Here is a 13,423-nt window from a genome sequence, read left to right as displayed (position 1 = left end):
CGCCCTGAAGAGGCGATCGGCGCCGGGAGGACGCGAACGGCACGGACCATGCTGACATCCTCACAGCATAGCCGGCAAAATCCACGAACTGTTCGCGCGTATCGGTTAGACTGCTCGGCCCTTGCGCGCTCCGCCGGCTTTCTGGCCGACCGCCTCCACAAGGAGTCCGATGCTCGAACTGTTGTTGGCCCTGCCCTTCGTGCTGGCGCTCGTCGTCGCCCTCTCGGCGCACGCGTCGCGTCGCACCACCGCCTGGCTCGCCGGCTCTGTGCCGTTGCTGGGACTGGCGATATTGGCGGCAGCGGCCGGCGACGTGTTCGACGGCACGATCCTGCGCACCGGATACGCATGGATCCCCGAGGCCGGGCTCGACTTCAGCCTGCGCATGGACGGGCTGGCCTGGACGTTTGCGCTGATGGTGCTGGGCATCGGCGGTCTGGTGGTGCTCTACGGCGCCTACTATCTGTCGCTCAAGGACAGCCCGCGACGCTTCTTCACCTACCTGCTGCTGTTCATGGGCGCGATGCTGGGCATGGTCCTGGCCGGCAACCTGCTGCTGCTGGCGGTGTTCTGGGAACTGACCTCGATCAGCTCGTTCCTGCTCATCGGGTTCTGGTCGCATCGCCAGGACGCCCGCCAGGGCGCGCGCATGGCGCTGACGATCACCGGCCTGGGCGGTCTGGCGCTGCTGGGCGGCGTGCTGCTGATCGGGCGCATCGTCGGCAGCTACGACCTCGATGCGGTGCTCGCCGCCGGCGACACGATCCGTGCCAGCCACCTCTACCCGGCGGCGCTGGCCCTGGTGCTGCTGGGCGTGTTCACCAAGAGCGCGCAGTTCCCGTTCCATTTTTGGCTGCCGCAGGCGATGGCTGCGCCCACGCCGGTGTCGGCCTATCTGCACTCGGCGACGATGGTCAAAGCGGGTGTGTTCCTGCTCGCGCGGCTGCACCCCGCGCTGGCGGGCACCGACCTGTTCTTTTACGTCGTCACTGGCGTCGGCGCGACGACGCTGCTGGTCGGCGCCTGGTTCGCGATCTTCCAGCACGACCTCAAGGGGCTGCTGGCCTACTCGACGATCTCGCACCTGGGCCTGATCACATTGCTGTTCGGCCTGTCGACCGACATGGCCGTGGTCGCCGGGCTGTTCCACATCCTCAACCACGCCATGTTCAAGGCCTCGCTGTTCATGGCGGCGGGCATCATCGACCACGAGGCCGGGACCCGCGACATGCGCCGGCTCGGCAACCTGCGGCGCTTGATGCCGATGACCAGCGCGCTGGCGATCGTCGCGTCATTGGCGATGGCCGGCATTCCGTTGCTCAACGGCTTCCTGTCCAAGGAGATGTTCTTCGCCGAGGCACTGGAGATCGGCGGCCACGGCACGATGCGGTTGGTCATCAGCGTCGCGGCGCTGCTCGCCGGCGTGTTCGGCATCGCCTACAGCCTGCGCTTCGTCCACGACACGTTCTTCGGCAACGGGCCGCGCGCGCTGGACGTGGTGCCGCACGAGCCGCCGCGCTGGATGCGCATCCCGGTCGGCGTGCTGGCCGTGCTGTGCGTCGTGGTCGGCATCGTGCCGGCACTGACGGTGCAGCCGCTGCTGCGCACGATGGTCGCCGGCACGCTCGGCGATGCCGCGCCTGCGTTCAGTCTTGCGGTCTGGCACGGGGTGAACCTGCCGCTGCTGATGAGCGTGGCCAGCCTGGTGCTGGGCGTGGCGCTGTACTTCGGCCTGCGCCGGCTGCTCGACTTCCATGCGGTGGTCACCCGGTCGATCGGCCGCCACGTGTTCCACGTCAACATCGAACGGCTGTTCTCGCTGGCGCGCGCGTTCACCGCCCGCGTGGCCAATGGCCGGCTGCAGCGCAGCCTGCTGGGCCTGCTGCTGGTCGCGTTGCTGCTCGCCGGCTGGCCGCTCGTCGGCGAAATCGGCGCGATCGTGTCCGCCGCGCCCGGCTCGCAGACCATGCCTCCGATCGGCTGGATCCTGTGGGCGCTGCTGGTGGCCGCGTCGATCGGCACGGTGCTGGTGCATGGCAAGCGGCTGACCGCGCTGATCGTCATCGGTGCGGTGGGCCTGGCCGTGAGCCTGATGTTCGTCTATCTCTCGGCGCCGGATCTGGCGCTGACCCAGTTGCTGGTGGAGATGGTCACCATTGCGCTGATGATGATGGCGCTCAATTACCTGCCCAAGCAGTCGAAGGTCGCGCGCACGCCCCTGCGCAAGGTACGCGACGTCGCGATCTCGCTGGTCGCCGGCGGCGGACTGGCGACGCTGGCCTACGCGATGATGATGGCGCCGGTGGACACGATCTCTGGCGAGTTGCTGGTGCGCTCGCTACCCGAGGCCTACGGACGCAATGTCGTCAACGTGATCCTGGTCGACTTCCGCGGCTTCGACACCTTCGGCGAGATCACCGTATTCGGCACCGCGGCACTGGTGGTGCATGCCCTGCTGCGCTGGGCGCGGCTGCAGCCCGACGAGGTGATGCCCGGCCCGCCGGTGCATCTGCCCATCGCGGCCGACCTCACCCAGTTGCTGTTCCCGCTGGCGCTCACGGTCTCGATCTATCTGTTCCTGCGCGGGCACAACGCCCCAGGCGGCGGGTTCATCGCCGGCCTGGTGTTCGCGGTGCCGGTGCTGGTGAAGTACGTCCTGCAGGGCGCGCGTGCGGTCGAGGCCACCTTCGGCTTCGACTACCTGCGCGGCATCGGCATCGGCCTGCTGCTGGCGGTGATCGGCGGCGTGGGCTCATGGTGGTTCGGATTGCCGTTCCTCACCAGCGGCCATATCGATGTGACGTTGCCGGTCGTGGGCATGCTGCCCCTGGCGAGCGCGCTGGTGTTCGACACCGGCGTCTACGTCGTGGTGTTCGCCGGCACGCTGCTGATGCTCTCGACGATGGGCACGGTCAAGCAACGCCAGGCCGGCGAGGAGACGCCCTGATGGAATTTGCGATCGCCAGCGCCATCGGCGTGCTTGCCGCCTCGGGCGTGTACCTGCTGCTGCGCGCACGCACGTTCGACGTCATCCTCGGACTAACGTTGCTCTCGTACGCCACCAACCTGTTGATCTTCTCGTCCGGCCGCATCGTGGTCGGCAAGCCGCCGGTGCTCGGCGACGGTATTCCCGAAACGCTGGCCAGCTACACCGATCCACTGCCGCAGGCGCTGGTGCTGACCGCGATCGTGATCGCGTTCGCGATGACCGCTGTAACCGTGGTCATCGCGATGCGCGAGCATTCGGACCTGCGCACCGACCATGTCGACGGCGAAGAACCCGACAGCGAGCAGCGCGGAGGTGGGCGATGAACCACATCGCGATCGCGCCGATCCTGGTGCCGCTGATCACCGGCGCCTTGCTGTTGCTGCTCGAGCGCCGACATCGCGCCTCGACACTGCGGCTGTGGGCGTGGCTGGGCATGGCAGTGCTGCTGGCGGTCAGCATCGCGCTGCTGCTGCAGGTCCAGCGCGAAGAGATGCTGGTCTACCTGCTCGGCGACTGGCCTGCGCGACTGGGCATCGCGCTGATGGTCGATCGCCTCTCGGCGATGATGGTGATGACCACCACGTTGCTTGCCATCCCGTGCCTGCTCTACGCCTGCGCCGGGTGGGACAAGCGCGCGCTGCACTTCCATGCCTTGTTCCAGGTCCAACTCGCGGGCCTCAACGGCTCGTTCCTGACCGGCGACCTGTTCAACCTGTTCGTGTTCTTCGAGGTGATGCTGATCGCCTCCTACGGCCTGCTGCTGAGCGGCGCGCGCGGTGCGCGGATCAAGGCCGGCATGCACTACGTGGTGTTCAACATCGCGGCATCGACCGTGTTTCTGCTCGCGCTCGGACTGCTCTACGGCCTGCTGGGGACGTTGAACATGGCCGAGATGGCAGTCCGCGTGGCACAGGTGCCGCCTGAGACCGCGCCACTGGTGCGCGCTGGCGCCGGCCTGCTGCTACTGGTGTTCTGCGCCAAGGCCGCGCTGCTGCCGCTGTACCTGTGGTTGCCGGAGGCCTACGCGCGGGCACCGGCAGCGGTGGCGGCGCTGTTCACCATCATGACCAAGGTGGGGCTGTACGCGATCCTGCGCGTGTTCACGCTGGTGTTCGGCGCCGATGCCGGCCTGCTGGCCGACCTCGCTTGGCCATGGCTGTTGCCGGCCGGCGCGGCAACGATGGTCCTGGCCGCGCTCGGCGTGGTCGGCGCGCCGCGACTGCGCATCGGCGTGGCGTATCTGGTGCTGTTGTCGGCGGGCATGCTGTTCGTCGCATTCGCGCTCGCCAACCGTGGCGCCATCTCCGCCGGTTTGTACTACCTGCCGCACAGCGTGTTCGTGACCGCGGCGCTGTTCCTGCTGGCCGACATCATCCAGCGCCACCGTGGCAGCACCGGCGACTATCTGATGCCGATCGCCTCGATGCCCGGCAAGACCGTGCCGGCGCTGCTGTTCCTGGTCGCGGCGATCTCGGTCACCGGCCTGCCGCCGTTGTCGGGCTTCATCGGCAAGCTGCAATTGCTCAACTCGGTCCCCGAATCGGTCATCGGCTGGGTATGGGCCGCGATCCTGGGTAGCAGCCTGATGGCAATCATCGGTCTGTCGCGCAGTGGCACTCGGTTGTTCTGGCGTGTCGATCCGGCGCCCGAGGGGACCGCTGCGATGCCCCTGCGCCGGACCGAAATCGCCGCGACCACGTTGCTGCTGGCCTACGGTGTTGCGATGACCGTCTTCGCAGGTCCATTGCTGCGCTATACCGAGGCGACCGCCGACCAGTTGCTCGACACCAGCGCGACCATCGAACGCGTCGGCGGAACCACGCCGTTGATCCGGGAGCCCTCGCGATGAAGCGCCGTTTGCTGCCGTCGATCCCGCAAAGTCTGACCGTCTTTCTGTTCTGGCTGTTGATGGCTGAGGACTTCAGCCCGGCCAACATCGTCATGGCGCTGCTGCTGGCCTGGCTGATGCCGCTGCTGGCCTCACGGATGGAACGCGAGTTCGCCCAACTCGGCAGATTGCGCGGCGTCTGGGCGCTGGCCGCGCGCGTGTTGTGGGACATCGTGGTCGCCAACATGACTGTGGCCCGGCAGGTGCTCGGCCCTCGCGACAAGCTCAACTCCCAGTTCGTCTGGCTGCCGCTGGACCTGACCAACATCCACGGCATCTCCGCGCTCACCAGCCTGATCACGCTGACGCCCGGAACCGTGTCCGCGGAACTGTCGGAAGACCGCCGGTTTCTGTTGATCCACTGCCTGAGCACCAACGATCCCGAGGCGCTGGTCGCCGAGATCAAGGACCGCTACGAGGCCCCGCTGCGGGAGATCTTCCCATGAACGGCAATCCCCTGATCGAGCTGGCCATCATCGCCGGCATGCATCTGGTCGGCATCGCGATGCTGCTGTCGGCCTGGCGTCTGCTGCGCGGGCCCACCGCGCCCGATCGCATCCTCGCGCTCGACACGCTTTACGTCAGCTCAATTGCCCAGCTCATCCTGTTCGGCATGCTGATGGACACCGAGATCTATTTCGAAGCGGCGCTGATCATCGCGATGCTTGGCTTCGTCGGGACCGTGGTGCTCAGCAAGTACGTGATCCGCCGGGACGTCGTGGAATGAACATCGTCCTCGACCTCGTCATCGCGCTGTTGCTGCTGGTGGGTTGCTTCTTCACCTTGCTCGGTGCGATCGCACTGCTCAAGCTGCGCGACTTCTTTCAGCGCGTCCACGGGCCGGCCAAGGCCAGCACGCTGGGCGTGGGCTGCATCCTGTTCGCCTCGATCCTCTACCATTCGGTCAACGAGAGCGGCGTCCACCCGCGCGAACTGCTGATCACCGTGTTCCTGTTCCTGACCGCACCGATCAGCGCGCACTTGATGTCGCGCGCCGCGCTGTCGCTGATGGACAACCGGCCACCGCACCCCGAGCGCACGCCGGATGCGAACCAGCGCGTGGTCGACGACGACGATCCAGCGCCGCCCGAGCGCGACTGAGCCTCCGTCAGCCGCGCCTTTGGGCGAGGGACGCGGCTTCAGCCGCAGCCTTCGAGGTAGTCGATCTGCGGCGGCACACCAATGCGCCATTCGGTGACCTTGCCGGCTGCATCGGTCTCGAACACCAGGGCCTTGTCGCCTTCGGCGACACGCAATGTCTGCGCGCCCTCCACGTACTTGTGCGGCGAGGCTTCGACGCGTCCGTTGTACAGGCGCACGATCTCGGCCCGATCCATGCCGACCTTGCCGCCGCCCGGGGCGGTGTAGCCCGCGTTGCGGACATCGATCCGGACGAAGCGATCGCCCTCCATCATGAAGCCGAGCCGGTAATCGGTCGTGCCGATCGGCTGCGGCTTGAGGATGTAGCAGCCGCCCGGCTCCGAAGGCGCCGCGTCGCCGAGGTCATTGCCCCAGGACATGCGCACCTCCTCTTCAGTGCTGCCGAACGCCGCCGGTCCGAAGCCGTCGAACGTGATCACCCCATCGACCACCTGCGGGATGTTGGTGCCCGTCGCCTGCGTGGGGGCCGACGGCGCGTCGGTGCCTGCGGACGGCATCGGCGGCGAGCCTGCAGGCGCAGGATCGGCAGCCTGCGGCGTCTGGGCATCGGCCTGGGGGCCCGAGGCTGGCGTTGGCGAGCGGTCGCCGCAGGCGGACAGCGCGAGTGCCAGCAAGGCGACGGCAGGCAGGGTCTGCTTCATGGGTCACTCCACGGAAAAAGACCGCGCCAGCGTCCGCGAGCCCGCGTGAATGGGCTGCGAACTGTGCGGCTGCCGCGGCCGAAGGGCACCGGCTTGACCCCATTGTTGCCGCCGCTTGCTGCCCGCCCATCCACCGCCGTGGCGGGCGTGATGTCCTGCGCTAACGCGGTGGGACGAACCGACGCTCCAGGCCCGCCCAGACCGTCTGGTAGTCCGCCTGCCGATGCGCGGCTTCGAGCGCCTGCATGGTCGGCCGCAGCACACCACGGGTCTCGAACATGAAGGCCATCGTGTCGGCGATCACGTCGGGCCTGGAGAGATCGGCAGCGCTGGCCTTGTCGAACGTGGCCGCGTCCGGCCCGTGGCCGCTCATGCAGTTGTGCAGCGAACAGGCACCGGGTGAGAAGCCGTCGGCCTTGGCGTCGTACTGCCCGTGCACCAGACCCATGAATTCGCTGGCGACGTTGCGGTGGAACCACGGCGGCCGGAACGTATGCTGGGCCACCAGCCAGCGCGGCGGGAAGATCGCGAAATCGAGATTGGCCGTGCCGGGGGTGTCGCTGGGCGAGGTGAGCACGGTGAAGATGCTCGGGTCCGGGTGGTCGAAACTGATCGAGCCGATCGTGTTGAACCGGCGCAGATCGTACTTGTACGGCGCGTAGTTGCCGTGCCAGCCGACGACGTCGAGCGGCGAGTGCCCGATCGGCGCCTGCCACAGATGGCCCTGGAACTTGGCGATCAGCGAGAAGTCGCCCTCAAGCTCCTCGTAGCGCGCGACCGGGGTCAGAAAATCGCGCGGGTTGGCCAGGCCATTGGCCCCGATCGGCCCGAGGTCGGGCAGGCGCAGCGCACGCCCCTGGTTCTCGCACACGTAACCACGACTCGCCCCGTCAGGCAGTTCGACGCGGAAGCGGATGCCGCGCGGGATCACCGCGATCTCCTGCGGCTCGACCTCGAGCGTGCCGAGCTCGGTCGCCACCACCAGCCGGCCCAACTGCGGTACCAGCAACAACTCGCCGTCGGCGCTGTAGAAGAAGCGGTCGGTCATCGATGCGTTGGCCGCGTAGACGTGGATGCCCACGCCGTCGTAGGCGCCGGCGCCGCCGCTGCCGCCCATCGAGAACAGACCATCGACGAAATCGACCGGCGTCTCGGGCAATGGGATCGGGCTCCAACGCAGTTGTTCCGGCGTCACCGGACCGCGATCGAAACCGTCGTGGAAGCGCGGCTGCGCGAACGGCACGAAGCGCCCGTGCAGCACTGCCGGGCGGATGCGGTACAGCCAACTGCGTCGGTTCTCGCCGCGCGGCGCGGTGAACGCAGTGCCCGACAGCTGCTCGGCATAAAGCCCGTGCGCGACCCGCTGCGGCGAGTTCTGGCCGACCGGCAGCGTGCCGGGTTCGGCCTGGGTCGCGAACTCGTTGCCGAATCCGGACATGTAGTCGAACGCAGGGCGCGGCTGCGCCGCTGCCTGCGGCATCGGGATGATCGTGTCGTCGATCGTTGCGTTCATCGCTTCACCTGGAGGATCGTTGCCATCACCGCGCAGCGCGGGCATGGCGTCAAGTCGCGCACACCCGTCGCCGGCGTTCGGCCGTCATGCGATGCCGTGCGCCGACGCCCGCCGTGCGCCAGCGCGCGGCGTCACAGCACGCCGCGCTTCATCTGGTCGCGCTCGATGCTCTCGAACAGCGCCTGGAAATTGCCCTCGCCGAAGCCCTCGTTGCCCTTGCGCTGGATGATCTCGAAGAAGATCGGACCGAACGCGTTCTCGGTGAAAATCTGCAGCAGCTTGCGCTGCTTGGTCTCGGGATCGGCGTCGATCAGGATCTTGTTGCGGCGCAGCCGCGGCACATCCTCACCGTGGTCGGGAATGCGCTGGTCGATCACGTCGAAATAGGTGTCGGGCGTGTCGAGGAAGGTGATGCCGTGCTCGCGCATCTTCTCGATCGAGCTGTAGATGTCGTCGGTGAAGCAGGCGATGTGCTGGATGCCCTCGCCCTTGTACGCATCGAGGTACTCGTTGATCTGCGACTTCGGATCGCTCGACTCGTTGAGCGGGATGCGCACGATGCCGTCAGGCGCGGTCATCGCCTTGGACACCAGGCCGGTCTTGCTGCCCTTGATGTCGAAGTAACGGATCTCGCGGAAGTTGAACAGCTTCTCGTAGTAATCCGACCACTTCTGCATGTTGCCGAAGTAGAGGTTGTGCGTGAGATGGTCGATGAAGGTCAGCCCGAACCCGGTCGGATTCTGGTCGGCGCCCTCGACCGGCACATAGTCGTCCCCGTAGATCGAACCGGCGGCGCCGTAGCGATCGACCAGATAGAGCATGCAGTCGCCGATGCCCTTGACGACCGGCGCATCGACCGCCTTGGTGGATTCGCGCGCGCCCACCGCCTCGCCGCCGTTCTCGAGCACACGTCCATAGACCTCGTCGGCCGGCCGCTTGAAACGGATCGCGAAGCCGCAGGCCGACGGGCCGTGGGCCTTGGCGAAATCGGCGGCGAACGAATCGGGGTCGGCGTTGAGCAGGAAGTTCACCCCGCCCTGGCGGTACACGGTGATCGGCCGCGACGTGTGCTCGAGCACCGCGGTGAAGCCCATGTTGCGGAAGTACGCGTGCATGGCATCGGCCTGGCCTTCGGGGGCTGCGAACTCGACGAATTCGAAGCCGTCGATGCCCATCGGATTCTCGAACGTGGTGACGTCCATGCCCAGGTTGGGGGCGGTGTGTGCGTGGGCGCTCATGGGATACTCCGTGGCGTGACGATGGCTTGGATGCCCGTTTATAGTTTCAACTGCAACCACTTGCAAGGCGCACCGCACCATGACGCAGTCGGTTACCTCCGTCGCTGGCGACGGGCAGGCCCTCCAGAGCCATGAACACGCCACCCTCGACCTCGAGACGTTCCTGCCCTATCGGCTCAGCGTGCTGACCAACCACATCAGCCGCGGCCTGGCGGACATCTATTCCGAGCGTTTCGGCATCAGCGTGACCGAGTGGCGGGTGATCGCGGTGCTTGGCCGCGACCGCGGCCTGTCAGCGAACGAAGTCGCCGAACGCACCGCGATGGACAAGGTCGCCGTCAGCCGCGCGGTCGCGCGGCTGCTCGAACGCGAATTGCTGCTGCGCGGCATGCACGACAGCGACCGCCGGCGCTCGGTGCTCGCGCTCAGCCGCGCCGGCGAAGCGGTCTACGACGTCGTGGCCCCGCTCGCGCTGGAGTACCAGCAGCGGGTGATGGCCCCGCTCGATGCCGACGAGCGCGCGACGCTGCTGCGGCTGATGGACAAACTCGAGGCTGCGCTGGCCGGCTGATCGCCGGCGCGCAAACGAAAACGGCGGCCCGAAGGCCGCCGTTCGCTATCCGGTTCGAGCGATCACTTCACGCCGTGCATCAGCCGGTTGACCAGCGGCGCGATCACGAACAGCAGCACCCCGGCACCGGCGAGCGCCCAAAAGCCGACGGTGTAGCCGGCCTGCGCCGAGGCGGCGGTCATGCCGCTTTCGCCGCTGACCTGGCCGGCGAAGATGCCCGCCAGGTTGTTGCCGATCGCGACCGACAGGAACCAGCAGCCCATCGCCATGCCAGCCACGCGCGAGGGCGCCAGCTTGGTCGTCATCGACAACCCGATTGGCGACAGGCACAGCTCGCCGATCGACTGGATCACATACACCGCAAACAGCGTCCAGAACGGGATCTTGCCGTTGCCGTCGACCATGCTGTTGAGCGCGATCATCAGCAGCAGGAACGCCAGGCCGTTGAAGATCAGGCCCAGACCGAACTTGCGCGGGATCGACGGATTGGCGCGGCCCATCTTGACCCACATCCAGGCCATGATCGGCGCGAAGGTGATGATGGCGATCGAGTTCACCGACTGGAACCACTCCAGCGGGAAGGTCCAGCTGCCGAATTCGCGATTGACGATGCGATCGGCGAGGAAGGTGAACGAGCTGCCGGCCTGCTCGAAGAACATCCAGAACAACACGTTGAACACGAAGATGATCAGCATCGCGATCACCTTGTCGCGCGCCACCTTGCCCTCGCGGATACCTTCGACCAGCAGCATCACCGCCGGCACCACGAACAGGGCCATCAGGATCGCCTGCAGCGCGCTCGCATCGATGGTGAGCAGGAAGTAGAACAGCGGGACGCCGATGGCGGCGCCGAGCAGCGCGACCAGGCCGACACGGCCGAGGCCTTCGTGACCCGGTTCCGGAAGACCGATGCCCTTAAGCTGACTGCGGCCTGCCCAGAACCACACCAGGCTGATCACCATGCCGATGCCGGCGGCGATGAACACCCACTGGTAGTGGGGGTCGGTGTCGGTGCCAAACACCTTGCGCGCCAGCCAGCCGGTGACCACCGGCGCAATCATCGCGCCGATGTTGATGCCCATGTAGAAGATCGTGAAGCCCGCATCGCGACGCGCGTCGCCCTGCATGTACAGCTTGCCGACCATGGTCGAGATGATCGGCTTGAACAGGCCGTTGCCGACGATGATCGTCGCCAAGCCCAGCTTGAACAGCGGCTCGCTCGGCGAGGCCAGCATGAACAGCCCCAGCGCCATGAACATCGCGCCGAGCAGGATCGAGCGCTGGAAGCCGATCAGCTTGTCGGCAACATAGCCACCGAAGATCGCGCCCGCATAGACCAGCGCCAGGTACGCGCCGTACATCTCGCTCGCCGGCCGCTCGCCGGCCGCATCGCCGCCGTGGAACTGCGCGACGATGTACAGCACCATCGCCCAGCGGATGCCGTAGAACGCGAAGCGTTCCCAGAACTCCGACATGAAGAGCATCCACAGCGGGCGTGGATGGCCAAGCACCTGGGAGAACTCGGGCGGATTGACGGGCGGCGGCGGTACGGCCGCGACTTTGGGCTCGACGACGTCGGCGCTCATGGAGATCCTTGCATAAAGGGAAGCTGGGACGACCCGGACGATCGCGACCGCCGGGAAGCGGCGAGAATCCCAGCCCGGAGCCCGGGCGTCAACGTGGCGTCAACGCCGACCGACCCACTCTGCGCGACCCGCCCCCTGTTCAGCCAGCCGGATAGGTGTAGCTCGCGCCCAACCCCAGCGGGATGTCCAATGCCCAGAACGCCAGCAGGAACGACGTCCACAGCACCGACAGGGCGATCGAATACGGAATCATGATCGACACCAGCGTGCCGATGCCGGCCGCGGTCACGTAGCGCTGGCAGAACACCACGATCAGCGGGAAGTACGGCATCAACGGGGTCAGGATCGTCGTCATCGAGTCGCCGACACGGTACGCGGCCTGGGTCAGGTCCGGCGACACGCCAAGCTGCATCATCAGCGGCACCATGATCGGCGCCAGCAAGGCCCATTTGGCCGAGGCCGAACCGATGAACAGGTTGACCACACCGGTCATCACGATCAGGCCCAGAATCGTCAACCACATCGGCAACCCGAGCGCCTTGAGAAAGTCCGCGCCCTCCACCGCCATCAACGTACCCAGGCCCGAGCCATTGAACGCGGCCAGGAACTGCGCGATGAAGAACGCGATGACGATGTAGTAGCCCATGCCGCTCATCGACTTGGTCATCGCCGCGATGACATCGCGGTGCGAGCGGACCGTGCCGGCGACGGCGCCGTAGACCACGCCCGGCAGCAGGAACAGCACGAAGATCAACGCGACGATCGACTGCATCACCGGCGCGGCCGCGACCAACAGCGGATGGCTGCCCTCGGGCACGGCCTCTGCCGGCGCGCGCCACGGCGAGGCCTCGGGCATCAGCGTCAGCGCGAACACCAGGCACGCGGCGAGCATCGCGACCACGGCCCAGATCAGGCCACGCTTCTCGGCCGCGCGCAGCGGGTCCATCTTCGGCAGGTTGGCCGGGTCGCCGTCCACGACCGTGCGCGCCAGTCGCGGTTCGACGATGCGGTCGGTGACGAACCAGCCGATCGCGATGATCAGCAGACTCGAGGCAGTGGTGAAGATCCAGTTGTTGAGCGGGTTGATCGTCAACGCCGGGTCGAGGATGCGGCCCGCTTCCTGGGTGAAACCGGCCAGCAGCGGATCCAGCGACGAGGGCACCAGCAGCGTCGCCGAGAATCCACCCGACACACCACAGAATGCGGCGGCGATCCCCGCCAGCGGGTGGCGCCCGGCCGCGTAGAAGATCACCCCGCCCAGCGGGATCACCAGCACGTAGCCGGCATCGACCGCGACGTGGCTCAGCACCGCGACCGCGACCAGCGCCGGCGTCAGCAGCATCTTCGGCGTCACCGACAGCACGCTGCGCAGTGCCGCATTGATGAAGCCGGCGTGTTCGGCCACGCCCAGCCCCAGCATCGCGACCAGCACCACGCCCAATGGCGCGAAGCCCAGGAACACCCGCACCATGTTGGCCATGAACGCGGTCAGCGACTCGCCCGAGAGCTGGTTGACGATCTGGATCGGCGTGCCGCTGCGCGGATCGATCGCGGCGAAGTCCACGCCCGATAACGCCCACGACAACCCCCACACCGCGAGCATCAACAGCAGAAACAGCATGGCCGGATCCGGCAGCCGGTTGCCGGTGCGTTCGATCGCGTCGAGAAGACGGGCGACGGTGCCGCGCGGTGCACCGGTGTCGGACGTAGGCTGGCTCATGCGATGGAATCCCCTGCAAAGCGTGCGATCGCGCATCCTAGCAGCACGTCGCAGCCCCACGGCGTCGGGCCGCCTGCGTCCACCGGCGCCCGTTTCCCGGCGCCCGGCCATCGCAC

General features: G+C 67.0%; 12 protein-coding genes. 7 read left to right on the top strand and 5 right to left on the bottom strand.

What is annotated here, in order from left to right:
• The first annotated feature begins 169 nt into the window (after positions 1 to 169).
• From ABE488_RS05160 to ABE488_RS05135, 6 genes are read left to right on the top strand one after another with little or no spacing between them, the layout of a single operon-like run.
• Positions 170 to 2,947 (top strand): monovalent cation/H+ antiporter subunit A, encoded by a 2,778-nt coding sequence (locus ABE488_RS05160; RefSeq protein ID WP_346441724.1) that lies wholly within the window; start codon positions 170 to 172, stop codon positions 2,945 to 2,947.
• Entirely contained in the window at positions 2,947 to 3,312 is a 366-nt protein-coding gene (locus ABE488_RS05155; RefSeq protein WP_346441725.1) for a Na+/H+ antiporter subunit C, read from the top strand. The genes ABE488_RS05160 and ABE488_RS05155 overlap by 1 nt, the downstream gene beginning before the upstream one ends.
• Positions 3,309 to 4,838, top strand: coding sequence for a monovalent cation/H+ antiporter subunit D (locus tag ABE488_RS05150; RefSeq protein ID WP_346441726.1), 1,530 nt, complete (start codon positions 3,309 to 3,311; stop codon positions 4,836 to 4,838). The genes ABE488_RS05155 and ABE488_RS05150 overlap by 4 nt, the downstream gene beginning before the upstream one ends.
• Positions 4,835 to 5,323 carry a Na+/H+ antiporter subunit E gene (locus tag ABE488_RS05145; RefSeq protein WP_346441727.1) on the top strand — a complete coding sequence of 163 codons (489 nt, stop codon included), beginning with the start codon at positions 4,835 to 4,837 and terminating at the stop codon, positions 5,321 to 5,323. The genes ABE488_RS05150 and ABE488_RS05145 overlap by 4 nt, the downstream gene beginning before the upstream one ends.
• Positions 5,320 to 5,604, top strand: a complete 285-nt coding sequence (locus ABE488_RS05140) for a K+/H+ antiporter subunit F (RefSeq protein WP_346441728.1) — start codon at positions 5,320 to 5,322, stop codon at positions 5,602 to 5,604. Before ABE488_RS05145 ends, ABE488_RS05140 begins: the two co-directional genes overlap by 4 nt.
• The gene (locus ABE488_RS05135; protein ID WP_346441729.1) at positions 5,601 to 5,978 is read left to right on the top strand and encodes a Na+/H+ antiporter subunit G; all 378 of its coding nucleotides are present in this window, start codon (positions 5,601 to 5,603) and stop codon (positions 5,976 to 5,978) included. The genes ABE488_RS05140 and ABE488_RS05135 overlap by 4 nt, the downstream gene beginning before the upstream one ends.
• A gap of 38 nt (positions 5,979 to 6,016) precedes the next feature.
• Here ABE488_RS05135 and ABE488_RS05130 read toward each other — a convergent pair whose 3' ends face one another.
• From ABE488_RS05130 to hppD, 3 genes are all read right to left on the bottom strand, one after another.
• Positions 6,017 to 6,679, bottom strand: a complete 663-nt coding sequence (locus ABE488_RS05130; protein ID WP_346441730.1) for a lectin — start codon at positions 6,677 to 6,679, stop codon at positions 6,017 to 6,019.
• 160 nt (positions 6,680 to 6,839) lie between these two features.
• Positions 6,840 to 8,159 carry a homogentisate 1,2-dioxygenase gene (hmgA, locus tag ABE488_RS05125; RefSeq protein ID WP_346447405.1) on the bottom strand — a complete coding sequence of 440 codons (1,320 nt, stop codon included), beginning with the start codon at positions 8,157 to 8,159 and terminating at the stop codon, positions 6,840 to 6,842.
• Positions 8,160 to 8,323: 164 nt separating this feature from the next.
• Positions 8,324 to 9,430 carry a 4-hydroxyphenylpyruvate dioxygenase gene (gene hppD, locus ABE488_RS05120; RefSeq protein ID WP_346441731.1) on the bottom strand — a complete coding sequence of 369 codons (1,107 nt, stop codon included), beginning with the start codon at positions 9,428 to 9,430 and terminating at the stop codon, positions 8,324 to 8,326.
• A 79-nt stretch (positions 9,431 to 9,509) separates the two neighbouring features.
• On the opposite strand from hppD, the gene ABE488_RS05115 reads away from it, so the two are divergent.
• A complete protein-coding gene (locus tag ABE488_RS05115) occupies positions 9,510 to 10,001 on the top strand; it encodes a MarR family winged helix-turn-helix transcriptional regulator (RefSeq protein WP_346447386.1) in 492 nt (163 codons plus the stop codon).
• Between the two features lie 62 nt (positions 10,002 to 10,063).
• Here ABE488_RS05115 and ABE488_RS05110 read toward each other — a convergent pair whose 3' ends face one another.
• Positions 10,064 to 11,587: a peptide MFS transporter gene (locus ABE488_RS05110; RefSeq protein WP_346447385.1), complete on the bottom strand. Its 1,524-nt coding sequence runs from the start codon at positions 11,585 to 11,587 to the stop codon at positions 10,064 to 10,066.
• Positions 11,588 to 11,726: 139 nt separating this feature from the next.
• A complete protein-coding gene (locus ABE488_RS05105) occupies positions 11,727 to 13,307 on the bottom strand; it encodes an AbgT family transporter (RefSeq protein WP_346447384.1) in 1,581 nt (526 codons plus the stop codon).
• Positions 13,308 to 13,423 lie beyond the last annotated feature (116 nt).

This window comes from Luteimonas sp. TWI662 (assembly GCF_039673825.1).
GTDB lineage: Bacteria > Pseudomonadota > Gammaproteobacteria > Xanthomonadales > Xanthomonadaceae > Luteimonas.
The sequence above is the reverse complement of the archived record's forward strand: the minus strand, read 5'-3'. Positions and strand labels throughout refer to the sequence as shown.

What these genes read in the sequence shown, in the direction of transcription:
- ABE488_RS05150 (WP_346441726.1), top strand. Translation starts at nt 3,309, where the DNA reads ATGAACCACATCGCGATCGCGCCGATCCTGGTGCCGCTGATCACCGGC.
- ABE488_RS05130 (WP_346441730.1), bottom strand. Translation starts at nt 6,679, where the DNA reads ATGAAGCAGACCCTGCCTGCCGTCGCCTTGCTGGCACTCGCGCTGTCC.
- ABE488_RS05160 (WP_346441724.1), top strand. Translation starts at nt 170, where the DNA reads ATGCTCGAACTGTTGTTGGCCCTGCCCTTCGTGCTGGCGCTCGTCGTC.
- hppD (WP_346441731.1), bottom strand. Translation starts at nt 9,430, where the DNA reads ATGAGCGCCCACGCACACACCGCCCCCAACCTGGGCATGGACGTCACC.
- ABE488_RS05105 (WP_346447384.1), bottom strand. Translation starts at nt 13,307, where the DNA reads ATGAGCCAGCCTACGTCCGACACCGGTGCACCGCGCGGCACCGTCGCC.
- ABE488_RS05145 (WP_346441727.1), top strand. Translation starts at nt 4,835, where the DNA reads ATGAAGCGCCGTTTGCTGCCGTCGATCCCGCAAAGTCTGACCGTCTTT.
- ABE488_RS05140 (WP_346441728.1), top strand. Translation starts at nt 5,320, where the DNA reads ATGAACGGCAATCCCCTGATCGAGCTGGCCATCATCGCCGGCATGCAT.
- ABE488_RS05110 (WP_346447385.1), bottom strand. Translation starts at nt 11,587, where the DNA reads ATGAGCGCCGACGTCGTCGAGCCCAAAGTCGCGGCCGTACCGCCGCCG.
- hmgA (WP_346447405.1), bottom strand. Translation starts at nt 8,159, where the DNA reads ATGCCGCAGGCAGCGGCGCAGCCGCGCCCTGCGTTCGACTACATGTCC.
- ABE488_RS05155 (WP_346441725.1), top strand. Translation starts at nt 2,947, where the DNA reads ATGGAATTTGCGATCGCCAGCGCCATCGGCGTGCTTGCCGCCTCGGGC.
- ABE488_RS05115 (WP_346447386.1), top strand. Translation starts at nt 9,510, where the DNA reads ATGACGCAGTCGGTTACCTCCGTCGCTGGCGACGGGCAGGCCCTCCAG.
- ABE488_RS05135 (WP_346441729.1), top strand. Translation starts at nt 5,601, where the DNA reads ATGAACATCGTCCTCGACCTCGTCATCGCGCTGTTGCTGCTGGTGGGT.